Here is a 21,361-nt window from a genome sequence, read left to right on the forward strand (position 1 = left end):
CCGGCGCCTCGTCATCAACAATCAACGAAGGTGGCACACCATGACGACGAGAATCCTTGCCTTCGCCGGCCTCATCGCCGGCACCCTCGCCGCAGGCCCCGCGGCGGCCGAGGTCCAGTGGGACGTGTCGATCCCCTGGGGACCGACCGAGTTCCACACCATCGACGCGGAGAACTACGCCAAGGCCGTCGAGGAGGCGACCGACGGCGAGGTGAAGCTCGTCATTCATCCGGGCTCGTCGCTGGGCATCAAGGCCAACGAGTCGCTGCGCGGCGTCGAGGACGGCGCGGTGCCGATGGCCGAGTACGGCATGTTCCAGAACGAGGGCGAGCTGCCGCTCCTCGGCATCGAGGCGCTGCCCTTCATGGTGAAGGACTACGACCAGCTCCGCATCCTGCACGAGCTGGTGCGGCCGATCTGGGAAGAGCAGCTCATGCAGCGCAACCAGAAGGCCCTCTACATGGTGCCGTGGCCCTCGCAGAACTTCTTCATCAACAAGTCGGTGAAGAATTTCGAGGACCTCGCGGGCATCCGCATGCGCACCTACAACGCCAACACCGCGACGATGTCGCAGCGTCTGGGCATGGTGCCGCTGCAGATGAACAACGCCGACATCGTCCCCGCGCTCGCCACCGGCAAGCTCGACGCGGTGATGACCTCCGGCACGACGGCGGCGGCGCAGAAGTACTGGGAATTCCTCAAGTACATCTACAACACCAACCACCAGTGGGCGTCCAACGTGATGGTGGTGAACCTCGACTACTGGAACGAGCTCACCCCCGAACAGCAGGAGACGATGGAGCGCATCGCGAAGGAGATGGAGCCCGAGTTCTGGGCGATCTCCGAGGCCGAGCACGGCAAGCGGATGGAGCAGCTCACCTCCGAGGGCATGGTCATCGAGCCGCTGTCGGACGAGCTTAAGGCCAAGATGATCGAGGTCACCGCCGACATGGCGGACGAGTACGTCACGCGCGTCCCCGAGGCCGGCCCGATCATCGAAGAGTTCAAGGCCCGCATCGCGGCGCAGTAGGCCGCACCTCGCGTCGCGGTCCAGTCCTCAGGAGACTCCGATGGCCATTGTACTTCGTATCCTCGACGCGCTGTGCGCTCTCGGAGGGCTGATCGCGGCGCTCGCGTCCGGAGGCCTCGCGGTGATGCTCATCGTCGAGGTCATCGCGACCTCGTTCTTCGCCTGGTCGCAGCCCTGGGCGGTGGAATATTCGAGCTATCTCCTCTGCGCCTCGCTGTTCGCGGGCGCGGGGTGGACGCTGCGGGACGGCGGTCACGTGCGGGTGCAGATCCTCACCGACCGCCTGCCGGAGGGGGCGCAGCGCTGGGCCGACCTCCTCGCCACCGTCTTCGCGCTCGGCATGGCCGGGTTCGCGGCGATGGCGCTGGTGGAGAATGCCATGCGCTCCTTCAGCCTCGGCTCCACCTCGTACTACCCGACGCGCACGCCCCTCTACTGGCCGCAGGCTCTGCTCGCCTTCGGCTTCGTGGTCCTGTCGCTCGGCCTCCTGGCGCGGGCGATCCGGGTCCTGATGAGGCTCCCGACAGAACACCAGGGCGTCGCCTCCGCCGAGGAGGGTGCGGGCCTCGCCGGCGACGGCGCGCGGCCCGCGAGCGAAGGAGCCCCGGCATGACCGCACCGCTCGCACTCATCTCGGGTCTCCTCCTCCTCACGCTCGGCGGCGGCGTCTGGGTCGGCTTCTCGCTGATGTCGGTCGGCGCGCTGTCGCTCGAGGTGTTCAAGAACATGCGGGTGGACCGCTTCCTCGCCTCGGACATCTGGACGACGTCCACCAGCCTCGAGCTGGTGACGCTGCCGCTTTTCATCCTGATGGGCGAGATCCTCTTCTACACCCGCCTGTCGGAGAACATCTTCGCCGGCATCGCGCCGTTCGTGCGGCGCCTTCCGGGCCGCCTGCTGCACGTCAACGTCCTCGGCTGCACCGTCTTCGGCGCGGTCTCCGGCTCCTCGGCGGCGACCACGGTGACCGTCGGCCGCATCACCATGAAGGAGCTCGAGGCGCGCGGGTACGACCGTTCGATCGCCGCCGGATCGCTGGCCGGTTCGGGGACCATCGGCTTCCTCATCCCGCCGTCGATCCCGCTCATCGTCTACGGGGTGCTCGCCGAGGTCTCGATCCTCGACCTCTTCATCGCCGGCGTCATCCCCGGCCTCATCCTGGCGGGGCTCTTCATGAGCTGGATCGGGGTGAAGACGATCATCTCCCCCGAGATCGCGCCGCCGGCCGACCCGTCGACCACGTGGGCCGAGAAGGGGCGGGCGATCCTCAGCCTCGCGCCCGTCGCGCTCCTCATCCTCTTCGTGCTCGGCTCGCTCTACGCCGGCTACGCGTCGGTGACGGAGGCGGCGGCGGTCGGCGTCCTCGGCGGGCTCATCCTCGCTGCGTGCGAGGGACAGCTCACCTTCACGATGCTGAGGAAGGCGCTGATGGGGACGGTGCGGACATGCTCGATGATCGGCCTCATCCTCGCCGGCGCGCTGTTCCTCTCCAAGGCCATGGCGCGGCTGACGATCCCGACGGACGTCGCGACCGCCATCGAGGCGCTGCATCTCTCGCCGGTTATGCTCATCCTGCTGCTGACGCTCTTCTACCTGATGCTCGGCTGCTTCCTCGACGGCCTCTCGACCATCGTCATGACGCTGCCGGTGACGCTGCCGCTGGTCATGCAGGCGGGCTACGACCCGCTGTGGTTCGGCATCTTCCTCATCGTCACCATCGAGATGGCGCAGATCACCCCGCCGATCGGCTTCAACCTCTTCGTCATACGCGGATTGACCGGGCTCCCGTTGGGGCGGATAGCGCTCGCGTCGATGCCGTTCTGCATCCTGATGGTGGCGCTCGTCGGCCTTCTCGTTGCCTTCCCGCAGCTCGTCACCTTCCTGCCCGAGGCGATCCGATGACGATCCCGCCCGGCGGGCGGACCTGGGCCGACGGCACGGTCGGCGTCACCGTGCGCGAGGGGATCGCGACGCTGCTCCTCGACCGCCCGGCCAAGCGCAACGCCATGACGGCGGCGATGTGGCGGGCGATCCCCGAGGCGGTCGCCGCCATCGCCGCCGACGATGGCGTCCGCGCCGTCCTCATGCGCGGCGCGGGCGAGGCCGCGTTCTGCGCCGGCGCCGATATCGGCGAGTTTCCGGACGTCTACGCCACGGCCGAGGCGACGAGGGCCTACAGCGATGCGGTGCGGGCCGCGCAGAACGATCTGGCGCGGCTGCCGAAGCCCGTGGTGGCGGTGGTGTTCGGCGTCTGCGTCGGGGGCGGCTGCGGCCTCGCGCTGGCCTGCGACCTGCGGTTCGCCGCCGCCGGAGCGCGCTTTGCCATCCCGCCCGCGAAGCTTGGCGCGGCGTACGCGTTCGCCGACGTGAAGCAGCTCACGGACCTCGTCGGCCCCGCGCGGGCAAAGGACATCCTCTTTACCGGGCGCCTCGTCCCGGCGGCGGAGGCCCATGCCATCGGCCTCGTCGACCGCGTCGTCCCGGAGGAGGCGCTTCTCGCCGCTGCCGAGGCCTACGCGGCGGAGGTTGCCGGCCTGTCGTCGGTCTCGACCGCCACCACCAAGGCCACCGTGCAGGCGATCCGCGACGGGGTGGACGAGGAAACCGGCGAGCTGCGCGCGATGTTCGACGCGACGTTCGCGGCCGAGGATTTCCGTGAGGGCTATAACGCCTTCCTGGAGAAGCGGAAGCCTGTCTTCCGCTGACGCCGCCCTGCGAGATGACGGGTCTCGCGCGCCTTGCGGCGGCGTCAGGTGGCGAGCTCGGCCTCGATGTGCTCGGCCCAGGCGAGGAGCGATCCGTCCGACCACGGCTTGCCGACGAGCTGCACCGAACCCGGAAGCCCTCCCTCCGCCAGGGGGACCGGGAGGGCGACCGCCGGCACACCCGCGAAGTTCGCGATCGCCGTCAGGTCCGCCTGGTTCGCCGGCGCGGGCCTGTCGTGCGGGAAGGCCCGCTGCGGGGCCGTCGGCAGGATCAGCGCATCGACCGCGGCGAGCGCGCGGTGGCACGCCGCGCCCGCCGCGCGCATCCGCGCATAGGCGTCTACGAGGCGGGGGGCGCCGGCATCGCGCCCATAGGCGAGGAGGCCCTGCAGATAGGCGCTGATGGCGTCCTCGACGTCCATCAGCGCGGCCATCGCGACGGCGCCCTCCGCCTCCGACACGAGAAGCCCACCGCGCCGGGCCCGGCCCGGCTCCCAGCCGGCGACGTCGACGGTCACGATCTCGGCGCCCGCCGCGCGCGCCGCCTCGAGCGCGAGCGCGAACGCGGTCAGGACGGCGGGCTCGCAGTCCACGTCGTCGATCTGGCGCGGCACGCCGAAGGTGAGGCCGGAGAGGTCGCACGGCTGCTGGCCCTCGGTCCACGCGGCCGGGGCGGCGAGGCTGTCGGGGTCGCGCACGTCGGGTCCGGCGATCGCCGCGAGCACCGGCCAGAGCCGCGCCACGGACGGAGCGAGCGGGCCGACGCTGTCGAGCGTCGGCGCGAGGTAGGCGAGGCCGCCGCGCCCGACGAGGCCGGCGGTCGGCTTGATTCCCGCGACGCCGCAATAGGCGGCCGGTATGCGCACCGATCCCATCGTGTCGGTGCCGAGCGCCACGTCCGCCATCCCGGCCGCCACCGCCGCGCCGGAACCGCCGGACGAGCCGCCGGGCGTGAGGCCCGCGCCGAGCGGGTTGGCGCAGCGGCCGAAGGTGGGATTGTCCGTCGTCGCGCCCAGCGCGCCTTCGTGCAGGTTCACCTCGCCGAGGATGATGGCGCCGGTCGCGCGGAGGCGGGCGACCGCCGTGGCGTCCCGCTCGGCGATGCGCCCGCGCCAGCCGGCGATGCCCGCCGTCCAGGGGGCGCCCGCGACCGCGAGGTTTCCCTTCACCGCGACCGTCACCCCGTCGAGCGGCCCGAGCGGGCGGCCGGCGGCGATCCGCGCGTCGCTCGCCTCGGCGGCGGCGATCGCCCGGTCGGCGTCGACGCGCAGGAAGATGGCGTCCTCGGGCCGCGCCGCGATGCGCTCGAGCTGATCCGCGACCTTCCGGGCGATCGCCTTCACGCGTCCTTCCTCCTGTCGATCAGGCGGATCGGCTTCTGGCGCTGCTCGATCTCGGTGAGGTGGGCGGTCTCGCCGATGCCGGCGAGCTCGACGTCGATCTGCACGCCGAGGCGTGTCCTGAGCTGCTCGGCCATCGCCTCGGCGAGGCCCGCGGGGCGCTCGCGCACCTCGGCGATGACGACCATCTCGTCACGTCCGTCGCGCTTCTCCACACGGCAGACGTACTCGGCCGCCATCTCTGGGAAGTGGGCGGAGAGCAGCGCGCCGATCCCCTGCGGATAGATGTTGATGCCGCGCAGCTTCACCATGTTGTCCGAGCGGCCCATGAAGCCCTGGATGCGGCGGAACGGGAGGCCGAGCGGATTGTCGCCGGGGAGCGTCTGGGTGACGTCGTGGGTGTTGAAGCGGACGATGGGGTAGAGGTCGTCCTTGTGCAGGCACGTGCAGACCATGTCGCCGATCTGCCCCTCCGGGACGGCGTCGCCGCTCTCCACGTCGAGGATCTCGAGGAACTGTGCGTCTTCCATGACGTGCATGCCGTCCCGGTCCGGACCCTGGCCGGCGATCGGGCCGGTATCGCCGACACCGTACCAGTCGTAGACCTCCGGGCCACCCCACGCCTCGGAGAGCGCCGAGGCGCTGTCGGCGCCGATGTGGCCCGAGATGAGCCCCAGCCGGATGTCGCGACCGGGGAGGATCCCTTCCTCCCCGGCGACGTCGGCAAGGCGCTTCAGGTAGTCGCCGAAGCCGACGAGGGCGGTGACGCCGAAGTCGCGCATCATCTGCACCTGGCGGGCCGAGCGCATGTCGGCGCCCGTGCCGGCTGTGAGCACCGGCGCACCGACCCAGTGGCTGATCGCCTCGCGCACGAAGTGGCCGCCGTTGACCATGCCGAAGCCGTAGACGCTGTGGACGACGTCGGCGCGCTTCATGCCCTGCATCAGGTAGATGCGGGCGAGGATCATGTTCTGCACCTCGCGCCCCTTCGGTCCCCAGATCAGGGGTTGCGGCTTGCCGGTGGTGCCGGACGTCGTCTGCAGCACCATCGGCGGGCGCTCGCCCTCCGGCCAGGTCTCGATGCCGGAGAAGTCCCCGAACGGGGGGAATGCCTCGACCGAGGCCATCAGGTCGGACTTCGAGTAGGGCGGCAGCTTTGCGAGGTCGTCGAGCGAGCGGATGTCGCCCGGCTCGATCCCCTTCGCGCCCCAATGCCGCTGGTAGAAGGGCACCTTCCAGGCGGTGGCCATCAGCGCGCCGAAGCGCGCGTTCTGCAGTGCGTGGAGTTCGTCCCGGCTCATCCCGCGGTAGGTGGAGAGGAAGTCCGCCACGGGATAATCCCGCGCCATCCGCGCGCTGTCGAAGACGTCGAAATAGCTCGGGCCTTGGGAGCGTTGGGTCACTGCACAGTGTCCTTGGTGGGGCGGGCTGGAGGCGTGGCGAGAGCGGCCGCGAAGTCGGCGAGCGTGCCGGCGTTGGGAAGGGCGAGCGCGGTCTCGATCAACCGGTCGGCGGCAGTGTCGCTGTGGCCCGCCGAGAGGATCAGCGCGCGCGCCTTGCGCGTGAGGCGGTCGATGTCGACGGGGTTCGCCGGGTCGCCGAGGGCGTCGGGCGCGGTCTCGGTCAGCGTCTCGCCATTCGCGAGCGTCACGCTCACCTCGGCACCGTAGCGTTCCGGATAGGCGGAGACGAACGGCTCGCCGGCGGCGACGGTGGTCGCGGCGCGGAGCCGGGCGACGTCCTCGCGGGCGATGGCGGGCGGCTCGAACGCCTCGAGCGGCGGCGGGCCGTCCAGCAGCACCACCGCGACCGAGTGCTGGAGCGAGAATTTCGCCTGGATGACGGTGGCCGGCTCGGGCCGGTCGCAGAAGCGCAGGGCATCGTCGTAGGTGCGCACGGCGATGCTGCGCACGGCGTCCGCCGCGACGCCGCGCCGGCGCAGCGCGAGGGCCGCGTCGATGGTCGGGTGGGCGTGGCGGCAGGCCGGCCAGGGCTTGAAGCCGACGTCCCACATCCGCCACGGGCCGTCCGGCTCGGCGGTCACCACCTCGGGGCGCGGGTCGGGGCACATGGCGGCGTAGAACCCCTGCGCGCCCTCCAGCATGCCGGCCGGGCCGGTGAAGCCGAGGGCGGCGAGCTCAGCCGCCTGGAGGCCGGACTGCGCGGCGCGCGCGGTGTGAAGCTGCTTCGTCATCACCGGCTCGTGGCGGCAGCGCCAGGGACCGGACGCCTGCGCGCCGGCATTGCCGAGCGCCCAGACCGTCGCCTCCTCGTCGAGCTCGAGGACGGCTGCGGCGGCCGCCGCCGCGCCGAAGGGGCCGCAGGTGGACGTGTTGTGCCACAGCGCGTAATGGCCCGGGCCCACCGAGGCGCCGATGCGGATCATCGCCTCGTAGCCCCGCGCCACCGCGTCGAGCAGCCGGGCCGGCGGGGCGCCGGTCGCCATCGCCTCGGCGAGCGCCGCCGGCACCACGACCGGGCCGGGGTGGAGGATCGAGGTCCGGTGGATGTCGTCCATCTCCAGGACGTTGCCCACGCCCCCGTTGAAAAACGCCGCGGCCGATGCGGAAAGGCCCGGCCGGCCGACACCGGCACATGGACCGGTCCCGATCCGCGCGGCATGCTCGGCGAGGAGCCTCCCCGCCGGGGAGGCCGCACCGGCCACCGCGCAGCCCGCCCAGTCGAGGACATGGAGCGCCGCGCGCTGCCGGTCGGACGGCGACACCGGCCGGGCCAGCAGGGTGGCGAGACGGCGAAGGAGCGGCATCTCCGGATGGGGGGGCGTATCCACGTCTTGGGGCCTGTTCGAGCTGTGTGGCGGATCCAGGTTGAGGGGCAGGGCGGCAACTGCGAAGGTGTCGCAAATTTGTCCGGACAAGTTGTGCCGAATTTCGCTAGACTGCGCAATGGGTCAATTGAGTACGAGACCATCTGATCGGGTCGCGGGGGGCTGGACAACGGCGACCCGGCCCACGACTTAGAGCGCCCCACCACGGAGCCCGGAACGCGATGGCCATATGAACGACACCGCTTCGGACGCTCTGTCCAAGGGCGAGCCCCGCTACCAGCAGATCGCGGCGCTGCTCCAGGACCGGATCGCGGTCGGCGAGTACAAGGTCGGGACCGTCATGCCGACCGAGCAGGAGATCTGCACCGAGTTCTCGATCAGCCGGCACACCGCGCGCGAGGCGCTCAGGCGGCTGACGGCGCTCGGCCTGGTGCGGCGTCGCCAGGGCTCCGGCACGGAGGTCATCGCGAGCACCCCGCCGGCGGTCTACCGCCACTCGATGCGCTCGCTGCGCGAGCTTCTGGAGTACGCCGCGGACACGCGGATCCTGTTCGAGCCGGCGGCGCGGGTCGTCCCCGTTCCGGCGGACCTTCAGCGCGTCTCCAAGCGGGGGAAGTGGAACAGCTTCCAGGGGGTACGCCTCACCCTGGCGGGTGCGCCGATCTGCTTCACGCGCATCTGGATGCCGGCCGCCTTCGCGGCGATCGCCGACGAGCTGCCGACCGCGCACGGGCCGATCTACGAGCTGATCGAGCGCCGCTTCCGCCGGCGCGTGGTGGAGGTTGTGCAGGACTTCACCGCCGAGCCCATGGGGGAAGAGGCGGCAGAGGCGCTCGGCCGCGAGGTCGGCGCGCCGTCGGTTCGGGTCGTGCGGCAGTATCTCGGCGCAGGTGAGCAGCCGCTGATCATCGCCGCCAGCTGGCATCCGTCCGAGACCTTCGCCTACACGATGCGCCTCCGCCGCGAGGAGACCGGGCCGGACGCGTGAGCCTCAAGGGATGCGCTTCAGGCAGGCGGCGATCGTCGCTTCCGGAACGCCGGCGCCGCGCAGCACGGTCTCGGTGTGCTCGCCGAGGGCGGCGAGGCCGGGGTCGATGCGCCCCGGCTCGTCGCGGAACTTGATCGGCGTCCCGATGTGGAGGGCGCCGTCCTCCGTGCGCACCTTCATCTCGCGCAGGGCCACCTGCGGGCGGTCGAACGCCTCCTTGAGATCGAGGACCGGCGCGAAGCAGACGTCGAGGCTCTCGAACCACGCCTCCCACTCGTCGCGGGTCTTCGTGGCGAAGGTCTCGGCGAGGAAGTCCTTCACCGGCTGCTGCGGCGGACCGGGCGGGCCGGCGGCGATCCCGATCAGGTCCGGGCGCCCGAGCGCATTGAGGAGGTTGGCGGCGAACTTGTGCTCCACGCCGCCCAGCGCGACGTGCCGGCCGTCGCTGGTCCGGTAGATCGAGAAGAAGGCGTAGCCGCCGAAGGAGCGCTCCTCCTTCACGCGCGGCGCCCGGTTCTCCGCGAAGACGGGGCCGACGACGTTGGGCAGGAACGACATCGCCGCGTCCTGCATCGACATGTCGATGACGTCGCCGCGCCCGGTCGTCTCGCGCCGCAGGAGGGCCATGAGGACCGCGACCAGGGTCATCAGCGAGCCGGACAGGTCGGCCACCGGCATGTGCGGGTTGGTCGGTTCGCCGTCGGCGCCGAGGTTCAGCGAGACGATGCCGGCGAGCGCCTCGATGGCGAGGTCGTGCCCCGGCCGCTTCGCCTCGGGCCCGACCTGCCCGAAGGCCGAGATGGACGCGTAGACGATCCGCGGGTTGCGCGCCGTGACCGCGTCGGGGCCGACACCGAGCCGGTCGACGACGCCCGGGCGGAACGCCTCGATGAAGACGTCGGCGGTGTCGACGAGGGTCATCAGCGCCTCGCGCCCCGCCTCGGTCTTGAGGTCGAGGACGACGGAGCGCTTGCCGCGGTGGGTGTTGCGGTACCAGACCGACACGCCGTCCTCCGACCGGTAGCCCAGTCCACGCGCCGGCTCGCCGGACGGCGGCTCCACCTTGATGATCTCGGCGCCGTGGTCCGCCATCAGCGTCGTCAGGTACGGGCCGGGCAGGAACATCGAAAGGTCGAGGACGCGCACGCCTTCGAGCTTCATCGCACTGTCCCCGCCGCCTTCAGCGCGGCGATCTCCTCGGCGCCGTAGCCCGCCTCGCCGAGCACCTCGTCGGTCTGGCCGCCGAAGGCGGGGCCGGCGTTCGAGGGGGCATCCGCGCCGGTGCGGATCGGCGAGGCGACCATGGCGAAGTCCGGCCGCAGCGGGTGCGGCGCGACACGCACGCCGCCGCGCTCGCGGAAGAACGGGTTGTCGAGCGCCTTGTCGATGGTGAGCACCGGCGCGGCCGGCACGCGGCCCCCGAACGCCTCCATCCACTCCGACGTGGTCCGGGTCCTGGCGAGCGGGTCGAGGATCTCCATCATCGCGTCGCGGTTCCCCTTGCGGCCCTTCTGGGTATTGAAGCGAGGGTCCTCGGGAAGCTCCGGCGCGCCGAGCGCCTCGCACAGCGCCACGAAGAACTTCGGCAGGACGCACATGACGAAGACCCACCCGTCGGCCGTCGGCATCATCTCGCACGGGACGAAGTTGGGGTGGCCGGAGCGGGGGCGGGGACCCGTGACGGTGCCTTCGTTGAGGTACCACGTGGCCGGGTAGGAGAGCTGGTGCATCGCGACGTCGTAGAGCGAGACGTCGACGTCCCGCCCGCGGCCGTTGCGTGCGGCGCCGAGGAGCGCCGAGACGAGGCCGAGCGAGGCGGTGATGCCGGTCATGTAGTCGACCACCGAGAGGCCGGCCCGGGTCGGCAGGCCGTCCGGCTCGCCGGTCACCGACATCCACCCCGCCTCGGCCTGCATGAGGTAGTCGTAGCCGGGCCATGATGCCCGCGGTCCGGTCCGGCCATACGCGGAGAGATGGCAGCAGACGATCTCGGGTTTCAGGTGGCACAGCGCCTCGTATGTGAGGCCGAGCGCGTCGGGCTGGTCGCCGCGCAGGTTGTTCATCACCGCATCGAAGCGCGGCACGAGGCGGTGCAGCACGGCCTGACCCTCGGCCGTCTTGAGGTCGACGACGATCGAGCGCTTGTTGCGGTTGAAGGTCTGGAAGAAGTGGCTGTCGTTCTCGGACAGGAAGTGCGGGCCGGACATGCGGGCGCTGTCGCCCTGGGGCGGCTCGATCTTCACGACGTCGGCGCCCATGTCGGCGAGGTAGAGCGTGCCGAACGGGCCGGCGCCGAACTGCTCGACGGCGAGGATGCGCACACCCTCGAGTGGAAGGGGAAGGCTCACGCGGGGACCTCCATGCCGGCGGCGCGCGCGGCCTCGAGTCGGGCCCGCATCGTCCGGACGACGGGAGCCTCGATCAGCTTGCCGTCGAGGACGGCGACTCCCGTCCCCATGGCGTCGAACGCGGCGAGGACGCGGGCGGCCTCGGCGACCTCTGCGACGCTGGGGGTGAAGACGGCGTTGATGGCGGCGACGTTCGCCGGATGGATCGCCGCCTTGCCGGTGAAGCCCATTGCGCGGGCGGCCTCGGCCTCGGCGGCCACGGCGTCGTTGTCCCGGAAGTCGAGCGACGGCACGTCGAGGAGGCTGCACCCGGCGCGGCGTGCCGCATGGACGAGGCGGCCGCGTGCATAGGCGAGCGGGCCCGGCGAGAGGTCGAGGCCGAGGTCGGCCGAGAAGTCGACGGCGCCGAAGAGGAGCACCCGGAGCCGGCGCGAGGCGGCCGCGATGTCGTGGACGGCGTCGAGCCCGTCGCCGGACTCGATCAGCGCGCCCAGCGTGCAGGTGGCTCCGGCTTCGGACAGGATGGCATCGGCGACGCGCACCTCGCCCGGCGTCTCCACCTTGGGAAGGAAGACGAGGCCGGATGCGGGCCGCGCGTCGGCCAGCGCCGCGAGGTCGAGAAGTCCGGCGCGCGTCGTCAGCGCGTTGATGCGCACGGCGCGCTCGAACCGTTCGCCGGTCGCTGCCCCCGTCAGCCAGGCGATCGCTTCGGCGCGGGCGCCGTCCTTCTCCTGCGGCGCGACCGCGTCCTCGAGATCGACGCAGACGATGTCCGCGCCGCTCGCCGCGGCCTTCGCGAAGCGGTCGGGCCGCGTGGCCGGAGTGAAGAGCAGCGATCGGCGGGGGTTGGCCATGCGTCCTCTCGGGTGGCGGATGGGGCGGCGCGCTGACGGATCGCGCAAATATGTCCGGACAAATTCGCGGTCCCGACAGCCGATGTCAAGCAGTGCCGCGCCGCCCTTCCGCAGCGACGTGCACGCGTGGGCGCCGAGCGGACGCGGCGGCTCAGATCCGGTAGTCGCCGAGGAATTGCCCGACGGCGTCCAGGCAGACCCGCCACGCCGGCTCGTGGTCGACCAGCACGTGGTTGCGGCTTTCGAGCGGGACGAAGTGGGCGTCCGGTATCCCCGCGGCGACGGCGCGCCCGTGCTCCAGCGGGATGCGCTGGTCGTACTTGGAGTGCAGCACGATGGTGGGCGTGCGCACCTCGGCCAGACGGTCGCGCACGTCGATGTAGCCGAACGCGTCCTGGAAGCGGGCGGCGTTGCGGGGCGAGGTGGTCTGCCGCTGGAACTCGTCGAACCAGGCGAGCTCGCCCGGTCCGGCGTCCGGCATGAAGGTCTGCGAGAAGATGTGCCGGTAGGCGGGGTTGTCGGTGCCCCAGCCGAGCTCGGTGAGGGTGAGCACGGCCTCGCGCCGGGCCTGCTCCTCCGCGCTCGCGAGGTGCCGCCAGCCGGCCGCGTAGCCGCCCACAAGGATCAGGCCGCTGACGCGCTCGGGATGGCGCACGGCATACTCGATCGAGACCGCGCAGCCCTGCGATACGCCCAGCAGCGGGAAGCGCTCTAGCCCGAGCCGGTCGGCCACCGCCTCGAGGTCCTCGACGAAGGCCTCGAAGCTGAGGTCGTCCACGTCCCAGTCCGACAGGCCGCAGCCGCGCTCGTCGTAACGGACGAACGTGCGCTGGCGCGCGATCGCGGCGAAGCTTCGCCCCCAGATCGGGCTCGACCAGTCGAACTCGAGGTGGTTCAGCCAGTTCGCGGCCTTGAGGAGGGGCGGGCCGGCGCCGACGGTGGCGTAGGCGATCTTCGTGCCGTCGGGCACGTCGCAGAAGCCGATCCGCTGCGCGCGCAGGGGACGCCGCCGGGTGATCGGCGTCGAGCCGGTCGCCGGAGCAGGCTTCGCCCGTCTCCCCCCGAGGGGGGCGGGACCGGCGGCCTTGCGCCCCGGGCTCGCGCGGACCTGGGGCGGGACCGGGGCTGCGGCCGGCGGGTCGGTCTCCTCCGCGTCCGGCGCGGGGGCACCGGCGGGGTCCGCCTCCCGCCAGAGCAGCAGCCACTTGGGCGCGGCGAGGGGCGAGATGTCGGGATGCGTCGCCAGGCGCCGCAGGACTTCGGCGCGGGCCTCCGCCGCGTCGTGCCGCTCCACCGCGAGCCAGGATTCGAACGCCGTGTCGCCCGCCCCGTCGAGCCCGTCCAGGAAGACGAGGTTGAGCTGGCCGGCCATCTCCTCCAGCTCGGCGACGGTGAGATCGCCCGTCCGCCGGCGCAGTCTCGCCTCGATGTCGCTGAGGTCGACGCGCACGTCGGCCGCGTCGAAGGTCACGCGCTCGCGGTCGGCGATGATGCGGGCGCGGTCCGGCGCGTCGACCACCTTGCGCAACTTGCTGAGCGACCAGCGGAGCGCCGCCTTCGGATCGTCCGGCAGGCCCCAGAACAGTTCGCACAGCCGTTCGCGGCGTTGCGGACGCCCCGTCGCGACGAGGAACGCGAGGAGCGCGCGCGCCTTGCGCGAGGCCGGCAGAACCACCTCGACGCCCTGCGACACGACCCGCAGCTCGCCGAACAATGAGATCTCCAGCTCGTGTGACGCCATGCACGGGCTCCAGTGGATTCAAAACAACGCGTGTGGGGTCGGAATAATACGCCCTCCACAACGCTGACAACAACGCTGAGCCCACAGATTGCGATTTGAGCCATCGATCTTTGGATTTTGCAGCGACGACTGTTCGGCGCGGCGCGGTGGCTATCAAAAAGGCGTGAAATCGTGGACGTTTTTAAGAAGAATTCCAATCCTAATACTTCCGAGGATGGCGCGCCGATCCGGTCCTTCATCGGACCGGAGAGCGGCCCCGGCGCGAACGGGGCCGAGGCGGGGCGGGCACCGCCGGTCATCGACATGCGGAGCTTCCTCGACGATCCGCACGGCGCCTTCGCGGCGCTGCGGGAGACACATCCCGTCGTCCAGGTCGGGGTGATGCAGTACTTCGTTCTGCGGGCGCGCGAGGTGCTCGACCTCTTCACCGACGGGCGCACGCGGCAGATCACGGGCGGCGACTACATTCGCTTCAACGCGATCCCCGAGGGCTTCACCGCCCAGTTCATCGAGGACGTGATGCTCTTCAACGAGGGGGAGGAGCACCGGGCCAAGCGCGGCCTCTTCGCACGAACCTTCACCTACGCGCTGATGCGCTCGAAGCGACCCGACGTCGCCGTGGTGGCGGATCGGATCGTGGCCGCGCTGCCACGGGGCGAGACCTTCGACTTCGTCGACCGGATGGCGGCGCGCGTGCCGGCGGAGATGATCGCGACGATCCTCGGCCTGCCGGTGCAGGACGCCCAATACTTCGCGCCCCGGGTCTACGCGCTCTCGAAGGCGCTGACGCCGATCTACCCGCACGCGTGCCACAACGAGATCGAGGCGGCGACGGCGGAGCTCTACGCGTACGTCGCCGGGCAGCTCCGCTCCCGTCAGCGGGTGGCGCGGAGCGACGTGCTCACCAGCCTCGTCGACGCGTGGAGCGCCGATCCGGTGATCGGCTTCTCGAGCCTCGTCAACCAGGTGATCGGCGTCATCCTCGCCGGGAGCGACACCACCCGCGCGGCGTTCGCGATGCTGGTGGCCCTGCTCCTGGAGCATCCCGAGCAGTGGGACGCGGTGAAGCGCGATCCGGATCTCATCCCCGGCGCGATCGCCGAGGGCATGCGCTTCGAGCCGTCGGTCGGCTCGATCTCCCGCACCGCCGTCGTGCCGATGGAGATCGCCGGCATGACGGTGCCGGCGGGGGCGATGCTGCGCCTCAGCACCATGTCGGCGATGCGCGACCCGGGCCTCTACAGCGAGCCCGACCGCTTCGACATCCGCCGCGACGACCATCCCCGGCTGCACGCGGTGTTCGGGATGGGGCCGCACCGCTGCCTCGGCGAGATGCTGGCACGCATCGAGATGGAGGAGAGCCTCGCGGCCCTGATCCGCGGGGCGCCGGACCTCGCGATGGAGGCCCGGCCGCAGATGACCGGCCTCGGCGGGATCCGCCAGATCACGCCGATGCCGGTCCGCATTCACTGACGGGCGCCGCGCCGGGCGGGGCTCGTCCCGCCGGTGCGTTTGCACCCGCAAGTCGGAAAGCATTTCAAATGAACATTTGGGTCAACGCCCACGGGGATCTGTTGATCGTCGGGGTTTCGGGGGTCGTCGACAGCCGCGCTGCGGGTCCGCTCTACGACACGCTCGTCGGGTGCTCCCGGCACCGTGGCGCCAGGCTGATCGTGGACCTCGGCGGCGTGACGCGGCTGACGCGGGCCGGCGTGCGCGGCCTCCTCGTGGCCGCGCGCCTGGTGCGGCAGGGCGGCGGTACGATGCGCATCTGCGGTGCCGGCCCGGAGGCGGCGTCGCTGCTGGCGGACCTGGGGTTCCGGTCGCTCGTCACCCTCGACGCGGACCGGGCCGCGGCGGTGGCGGCGATCGCGCCGGAGATGCCTCGGGTACCTCCCGCACGGTCCCTTGCGGCGGAGGCGGCGGTGTTCTCGACCCGCCCGGCCGCCGGGCTCGACCGCGCGCCTGTCGCCGCGCAGGACCGCTGCCGACACCCCGCCTCACGACCCGCAGAGCCGGTGTTCGCCCCGTTCGAAAGGGATCCCGGCAATGCCGCCCGCTGGTACGGAGCGGGCCGATAGGCACGGCTCCGACGCAGACCCGCCGCTCGCCCGCCAGTCCTCGGTGGATGAGCGCGGGGTCCCGTCCTCGTTCCCATCACAACAATGGAGATCTCCAATGTATCCGAAGAAGGCCGCTGCGACGATCGGCGTCCTCGATCCAGAACGTCACAAGACCATCGCCCAGTCTTTCGGGAGCGTCGTGTGGCGCACGGCCCGCCGCATCGGAAAATACTTTAGCAATCACCGTCAGTACGACGAACTTCTCGAGATGCCCGACTATCTGCTCGCCGATGTCGGCCTCTCCCGCGCGCAAGTGATCGAAGTGAAACGCGATCTTCGCCTCTAGGCCGGCGCGCCGCTCCTCCTCGCCTCGACAACCACGGAACCATCATGACCATCAAAGGCTTCGCCGAATACATCTGGCTCGACGGGACGCGGCCGACGCAGCAGCTGCGCTCCAAGGCCCGTGTCGTGCGCCTCACCGCCGATCCGTCGCCGGAGGATTTCCCCGTCTGGAGCTTCGACGGCTCCTCCACGGGGCAGGCCGTCGGCGACGATTCGGACTGCCTGCTGCAGCCGGTGCAGGTCGTGCGGGATCCGCGGCGCGGCGGGCGCGGCGTCCTCGTACTGTGCGAGGTGCTGAACCCGGACGGCTCGCCGCACGCCACCAACACGCGGGACCGCCTGCGCCGCGTCCTCGAGGCGGCCGGCCCGGAGGTCGACGCGTGGGCGGGCTTCGAGCAGGAGTACACGATCTATCGCGGCGAGCGTCCGCTCGGTTTCCCGGTCAACGGCTACCCGGCGCCGCAGGGGCCCTACTACTGCAGTGTCGGCGCGGACGTCGCCTTCGGGCGCGAGCTCGCCGACGCCCACGCCGACGCCTGCCTCGAGGCGGGCCTCTCGATCTACGGGACCAACGCCGAGGTGATGCCCGGACAGTGGGAGTTCCAGATCGGCTACCGCGGCATCCATGGCGAGCCGTGCGACGCGCTGACGATGTCGGACCACCTGTGGCTCGCCCGCTACCTCCTCCAGCGCGAGGCGGAGCGGTTCGGCTACCGCATTTCCTTCGCCAACAAGCCGGTGGCCGGCGACTGGAACGGCGCGGGCATGCACACCAACTTCTCGACCGCCGCGACGCGCAACCCGATGAGCGGCCTGCAGGCGATCCGCGCGGCGATCGAGGCGCTGTCGTCGCGCCACGACGAGCACATCGTCCACTACGGGGAGGGCTTGGCCGCGCGGCTGACGGGGCTGCACGAGACGTGCAGCATCCACGACTTCCGCTCCGGCGTCGCCCACCGCGGCGCATCGATCCGCATTCCCCAGCCGGTGGCGCAGAAGGGTTGCGGATACTTCGAGGACCGCCGCCCCGGGGCCAACGCCGACCCGTACCGCGTCGTGGCGTCCCTGATCACGACCGTGTGCCACGTCGCCGAGGCGAACGGCCGGCCGGCGATGGCGAGAGCGGCGAACGACTGACCGACCGCCGACGCGCCCGGGCGGCCGGGCAGCTCGGCCGCCGACACGACGAACCCGATGGCCCCGGAGCGAATTCCTCGCTCCGGGGCCATTTCGTTTGTGTCGTGTCGCTGCCGGTCGATCCGGCTGCGGGCACCCGGTCGCCAGAGGCGGCGTGGCGGGACCGGTCCGGCGGAACGCCGGCGCCGGCGGGCATCGCATCGGGCAAGGCGGGGTCCATCGTCCCGGTCCCGAACCCGTGGCGGACGTGCGCCGGTGGTGACGGACAACGCCCGGCACCAGCCTCGCAAACGAACGCCGCCCGGCGGATCCGCGGGGATCGGCCGGGCGGCGCGGTGGGGGTGCTGGCGCGGTTCGGTCGCGGGGTGGCTCGAGACGGACCGCGCCAGCGAGGGCGCTAAGGGCGCCGGGGGATGGGGCGGGCCGCCGGACCGGCCGCCCGCCCCGGTCCGCGATCAGAAGATGAAGTCGAAGAAGCCGATGTCGTTGACGTTCGTGTTCTCGAGGGTCAGCACGTTGCCGTTGCCGAGATCGATCTGCGCGTGCGCGCCGACCTGGGTCAGGCCCGCCTGCACGTCGCCGAAGTTCACGTCGAGTTCGTCGGCGAATTCGATCCGGTCGTTGCCGACGCCGAAGTCGCGCACCGTGTCCTCGCCCTCGGAGAAGACGAAGACGTCGTTGCCCTGGTCGCCGGCCAGCGTGTCGTTACCCTCGTCGCCGGAGATGCGGTCGTCGCCCTTGCTGCCGAAGATCGTGTCGTCCCCGGCGTTGCCCGACAGGCGCAGGTTGATGAACCCGTCGTCGAGGGCGCGCGCGTCGATGCTGTCGTCGCCGCCATATCCCTTCACGATGAGCGTCTCCGTGTTGGAGATGTCGAGCGTGAAGTTGCCGAAGTTGACGCGTTCGAACACCACCTCGCCGTTGACGGTGGAGCGGATCTCGAACTCGTCGCCGGCGAAGTCGGAGCCGGTCACCATCGCGGTATCGTTGCCGTTGCCGCCGTTCATGACGTCGGAGCCGTCACCGTTGTTCCAGACCATGGTGTCGTTGCCGCCACCGCCGAGCATCGTGTCGTCGCCCTTCGCGCCGACCAGGGTGTCGTCGCCCTGGCTGCCGATCAGCTCGTCGTCCCCGTTGCCGCCGTTCATGACGACGTCGATCAGGCCGCCACGCAGCGCGCTCGCGTCGATGGTGTCGTTGCCTTCGAGGCCGCTCAGCTCCAGCCGCTCGGTGTTGGTGATCTCGAGGGAGAACGGGCCGAGGTTCACGCGCTCGAACAGGACGGTGGCGAGGTTGCTGTCGACGACGAAGTGGTCGCCGTTCTCGCCCGACGAGCCGTTGACCTGTGCGACGTCGGCATTGCCCGCGCCGCCGTCCATGACGTCGGACCCGTCGCCGTTGTTCCAGACCATGGTATCCCGGCCGTCGCCGCCTTCCATGGTGTCGTCGCCCTTGTTGCCGACGATGCGGTCGTCGCCGGTGCCGCCCTGCAGCAGGTCGCCGCCGGCGCTGCCGAAGAGGCGGTCGTTGCCCGCGCCGCCGTCGGCGACGATGCTGATGAGGCCGGCCGGAAGCTCATGGGCGTTGATGGTGTCGTTGCCGCCGAGACCGTTGATCTCGAGCCGCTCGGTCTCCTTGATGGCGATGCTGAAGGGGCCGAGGTTCGTGCGCTGGAAGAGCACCTCGCCGTCGGGAGCACTGACCTTGAAGGAATCGGCGCTGTCCTCGGAGCCGTTGACCTGGGCGGTGTCACCGCCGGCGCCGCCGATCATCGTGTCGGACCCGTCGCCGTTGTTCCACACCATCAGGTCGCGGCCGTCGCCGCCCTCCATGGTGTCGTTGCCCTTGTTGCCGATAAGGACGTCGTTGTCGGCGCCGCCGCGCAGAAGGTCGCTGCCGTTGCTGCCGCTGACCGTGTCGTTGCCGTCGCCACCGTCGGCGAAGAAGTCGACGATGCCGCCCTCGAGGGCGCTCGCGTCGATGTTGTCGTTGCCGTCGAGGGCGCGGACGACGATCTTCTCGGTCGTGCCGATGCTGACGATGGACGGCAGCACCAGGCCGTCGCGGAACTCGATCCGCGCGCCGACCGAGGCGATTTCGAAGTTGTCGCCGACGAGGCCCTGGGAGCCGTGGAAGTTGGCGGTGTCGTAGCCCGCGCCGCCCTCGACGACGTCCGACCCGTCTCCGGTCCGCCACGTGATGACGTCGTTACCGGCCCCGCCGGTGACGGTGTCGTCGCCGCCGTCGCCGAAGAGGGTATCGTCGCCCTCGTCGCCGATCAGCAGGTCGTTGCCGGCGCGGCCACGGACTTCGTCGTCGCCGCCGCCGGCGAATACGACGTCGTTACCGCCCAGCGCGTCGATGAATTCAGGATCGTCGGTGCCATTGATGATATCGCGCAGGTTGCTGCCGACAATGGTCTTCTCGGGCATTTTCACGCTCCATAGACATGGTCATTGACAGGCAAGCCACCGCGGCGTTGCCTCGGGACCGGCATGAGCGTGTCGAGTTGGAGCGACCGTGAGATTCACCGTTGTAAACCAACGGCGCAATCGTGGTAATTGCGGCCGCACGCCACGATCCGGCCCACAAATGCGTGATCGTGGGGCCGGACGGTGTCCCGGTCGGGGCGCCGGGCGGGCGACATGTCCGCGGCGCGAACGGCCCGCCTGCGCGCCTGCCCTCAGCGGCGCGTCAGAGGAGGCTCGGGAGCCAGAGGGCGATGCCGGGGAAGGCCGCGAGGAGCAGGCCGCCGAGCAACATCAGCAGGAAGAACGGGAACGTGGCGAGGGCGATGCGGCCGATCGGAATGCCGGTGATCCCGCGCAGCACGAAGAGGTTGAAGCCGATCGGCGGCGTCACCATCCCGACCTCGACCATCAGGACGAGGTAGACGCCGATCCACACCGGATCGAACCCGTTGGCGACGAGGAGCGGCAGCGTGATCGGCACGGTCATCAGGATCATCGAGATGCCGTCCAGCACCGCGCCGAGGAGCACGTAGACGATCGTGAGCACCAGGAGCAGCATCATCGGCGAGAGCTGGAGCGCCGCGATCGCCTCGGAGACGAGCTGCGGCAGGTGCAGGAAACCGATGGCGCTCGCGAGCAGCGCCGCGCCCGCGACGGCGCTGCCGATCATCGCCGTGGTGAGGACCGCGCTCATCGCCGAATCGTAGATGTCGCGCAGCGTGATGCCGCCGCTGAAGTGGGCGATGACGAGCGCGCCCAGGACGCCGACCGCCGCCGATTCGGACGGTGTCGCGAACCCGCCGTAGATGCTGCCGAGCAGGAAGATCACGAGGATCACGGTCGGCAGGAGGCGCAGCAGGCCGCGCCGCCGGTCGGCCCAGGTGAAGGTCTCCGCGGTGGGCGGGTTGAGGCTCGGCCGGACGACATGGGCGGCGGCGATGTAGCTCGAATAGAGCGCGCCCAGCATGATCCCCGGCAGGACGCCCGCCGCGAAGAGCCGGGCCACCGAGACCTCGGCGATGAGGCCGTAGACGATCAGGGTGATCGACGGCGGGATCATGATGCCGATGGTGCCGGCGACCGTGATCGACCCGAGCGTCAGCTTCTGGTCGTAGCCGCGGCTGAAGAGCTCGCGGCTGGTGACGCGGCCGATGGTGGCCGTGGTGGCGACGCTGGAGCCCGAGAGCGCCGAGAACAGCACCGAGCCGCCGACGTTGGCGTGGAGCAGGCCGCCCGGAAGCCGGTTCACCCACGGCGCGAGCCCCTGGAAGAGCATCGCCGAGACGTTGGTCCGACTGATGATCTCGCCCATCCAGATGAACAGCGGGACCGCCGCCAGCTCGAAACTCACCACCCCCTTGAAGATGATCGGCTTGGCGATGGAGCCGACCCGCACCAGCGGGAAGTCGAGGAGGACGAGGAAGCAGAACAGCGCGGCGACCATCAGCCCGGAGAAGATCCAGATGCCGGCGCCGAGCGCGATGAAGACGACCGCCAAGAGGAGGAGGGCGGTCAGAAAGGGGTCCATGTCATCCTCTCCCGTCGTGCCCG

Annotated in this window: 18 protein-coding genes; 9 read left to right on the plus strand and 9 right to left on the minus strand. The window is 70.8% G+C overall.

Annotation, left to right across the window (positions count from 1 at the left end; genetic code table 11):
• Window positions 1-40 precede the first annotated feature (40 nt).
• From DLJ53_RS28510 to DLJ53_RS28525, 4 genes are read left to right on the plus strand one after another with little or no spacing between them, the layout of a single operon-like run.
• Window positions 41-1,030: a TRAP transporter substrate-binding protein gene (locus DLJ53_RS28510; RefSeq protein ID WP_111351620.1), complete on the plus strand. Its 990-nt coding sequence runs from the start codon at window positions 41-43 to the stop codon at window positions 1,028-1,030.
• 40 nt (window positions 1,031-1,070) lie between these two features.
• Entirely contained in the window at window positions 1,071-1,643 is a 573-nt protein-coding gene (locus DLJ53_RS28515) for a TRAP transporter small permease subunit (RefSeq protein WP_111351621.1), read from the plus strand.
• Window positions 1,640-2,932 (plus strand): TRAP transporter large permease, encoded by a 1,293-nt coding sequence (locus DLJ53_RS28520; protein ID WP_111351622.1) that lies wholly within the window; start codon window positions 1,640-1,642, stop codon window positions 2,930-2,932. Before DLJ53_RS28515 ends, DLJ53_RS28520 begins: the two co-directional genes overlap by 4 nt.
• Entirely contained in the window at window positions 2,929-3,735 is an 807-nt protein-coding gene (locus tag DLJ53_RS28525; RefSeq protein WP_111351623.1) for an enoyl-CoA hydratase-related protein, read from the plus strand. Before DLJ53_RS28520 ends, DLJ53_RS28525 begins: the two co-directional genes overlap by 4 nt.
• Window positions 3,736-3,779: 44 nt before the next feature.
• Here the strand turns inward: DLJ53_RS28525 and DLJ53_RS28530 are convergent, their stop codons facing one another.
• Genes DLJ53_RS28530 through DLJ53_RS28540 form a run of 3 tightly spaced genes read right to left on the minus strand, consistent with a single transcriptional unit; the run spans window position 3,780 to window position 7,866 of the window.
• The gene (locus DLJ53_RS28530) at window positions 3,780-5,078 is read right to left on the minus strand and encodes an amidase (RefSeq protein WP_111351624.1); all 1,299 of its coding nucleotides are present in this window, start codon (window positions 5,076-5,078) and stop codon (window positions 3,780-3,782) included.
• Window positions 5,075-6,478, minus strand: a complete 1,404-nt coding sequence (locus DLJ53_RS28535; RefSeq protein WP_202913406.1) for a phenylacetate--CoA ligase family protein — start codon at window positions 6,476-6,478, stop codon at window positions 5,075-5,077. The genes DLJ53_RS28530 and DLJ53_RS28535 overlap by 4 nt, the downstream gene beginning before the upstream one ends.
• Window positions 6,475-7,866, minus strand: a complete 1,392-nt coding sequence (locus DLJ53_RS28540; RefSeq protein ID WP_146620125.1) for an MmgE/PrpD family protein — start codon at window positions 7,864-7,866, stop codon at window positions 6,475-6,477. Before DLJ53_RS28540 ends, DLJ53_RS28535 begins: the two co-directional genes overlap by 4 nt.
• 226 nt (window positions 7,867-8,092) lie before the next feature.
• On the opposite strand from DLJ53_RS28540, the gene DLJ53_RS28545 reads away from it, so the two are divergent.
• Window positions 8,093-8,851, plus strand: a complete 759-nt coding sequence (locus DLJ53_RS28545; RefSeq protein ID WP_111351626.1) for a GntR family transcriptional regulator — start codon at window positions 8,093-8,095, stop codon at window positions 8,849-8,851.
• 3 nt (window positions 8,852-8,854) lie between these two features.
• Here DLJ53_RS28545 and DLJ53_RS28550 read toward each other — a convergent pair whose 3' ends face one another.
• The 4 genes from DLJ53_RS28550 to DLJ53_RS28565 all read right to left on the minus strand — a co-directional run bounded on the left by DLJ53_RS28550 (window position 8,855) and on the right by DLJ53_RS28565 (window position 13,794).
• A complete protein-coding gene (locus DLJ53_RS28550; protein WP_111351627.1) occupies window positions 8,855-10,012 on the minus strand; it encodes a CaiB/BaiF CoA transferase family protein in 1,158 nt (385 codons plus the stop codon).
• A complete protein-coding gene (locus tag DLJ53_RS28555) occupies window positions 10,009-11,199 on the minus strand; it encodes a CaiB/BaiF CoA transferase family protein (RefSeq protein ID WP_111351628.1) in 1,191 nt (396 codons plus the stop codon). The genes DLJ53_RS28550 and DLJ53_RS28555 overlap by 4 nt, the downstream gene beginning before the upstream one ends.
• Window positions 11,196-12,053, minus strand: a complete 858-nt coding sequence (locus DLJ53_RS28560) for an HpcH/HpaI aldolase/citrate lyase family protein (RefSeq protein WP_111351629.1) — start codon at window positions 12,051-12,053, stop codon at window positions 11,196-11,198. Before DLJ53_RS28560 ends, DLJ53_RS28555 begins: the two co-directional genes overlap by 4 nt.
• Before the next feature lie 151 nt (window positions 12,054-12,204).
• Window positions 12,205-13,794: a bifunctional AfsR/SARP family transcriptional regulator/alpha/beta hydrolase gene (locus DLJ53_RS28565; RefSeq protein ID WP_111351630.1), complete on the minus strand. Its 1,590-nt coding sequence runs from the start codon at window positions 13,792-13,794 to the stop codon at window positions 12,205-12,207.
• A 171-nt stretch (window positions 13,795-13,965) separates the two neighbouring features.
• Here DLJ53_RS28565 and DLJ53_RS28570 point away from each other — a divergent pair, with 171 nt between their 5' ends.
• The 4 genes from DLJ53_RS28570 (at window position 13,966) to DLJ53_RS28585 (ending at window position 17,339) form a co-directional block, all read left to right on the plus strand.
• A complete protein-coding gene (locus tag DLJ53_RS28570) occupies window positions 13,966-15,267 on the plus strand; it encodes a cytochrome P450 (RefSeq protein WP_111351631.1) in 1,302 nt (433 codons plus the stop codon).
• 68 nt (window positions 15,268-15,335) lie between these two features.
• Entirely contained in the window at window positions 15,336-15,875 is a 540-nt protein-coding gene (locus tag DLJ53_RS28575; RefSeq protein WP_111351632.1) for an STAS domain-containing protein, read from the plus strand.
• Window positions 15,876-15,972: 97 nt separating this feature from the next.
• A complete protein-coding gene (locus DLJ53_RS28580; protein ID WP_111351633.1) occupies window positions 15,973-16,203 on the plus strand; it encodes a DUF1127 domain-containing protein in 231 nt (76 codons plus the stop codon).
• 44 nt (window positions 16,204-16,247) lie between these two features.
• The gene (locus tag DLJ53_RS28585; protein WP_111351634.1) at window positions 16,248-17,339 is read left to right on the plus strand and encodes a glutamine synthetase beta-grasp domain-containing protein; all 1,092 of its coding nucleotides are present in this window, start codon (window positions 16,248-16,250) and stop codon (window positions 17,337-17,339) included.
• Window positions 17,340-17,794: 455 nt separating this feature from the next.
• Here DLJ53_RS28585 and DLJ53_RS28590 read toward each other — a convergent pair whose 3' ends face one another.
• Together DLJ53_RS28590 and DLJ53_RS28595 are read right to left on the minus strand one after the other, a co-directional pair.
• Complete coding sequence (locus DLJ53_RS28590; protein ID WP_111351635.1) at window positions 17,795-19,771, minus strand: calcium-binding protein; 1,977 nt, start codon at window positions 19,769-19,771, stop codon at window positions 17,795-17,797.
• 262 nt (window positions 19,772-20,033) lie between these two features.
• Window positions 20,034-21,338, minus strand: coding sequence for a TRAP transporter large permease (locus tag DLJ53_RS28595; RefSeq protein ID WP_111351636.1), 1,305 nt, complete (start codon window positions 21,336-21,338; stop codon window positions 20,034-20,036).
• Window positions 21,339-21,361 lie beyond the last annotated feature (23 nt).

The sequence above is a fragment of the Acuticoccus sediminis genome, from assembly GCF_003258595.1.
GTDB lineage: Bacteria > Pseudomonadota > Alphaproteobacteria > Rhizobiales > Amorphaceae > Acuticoccus > Acuticoccus sediminis.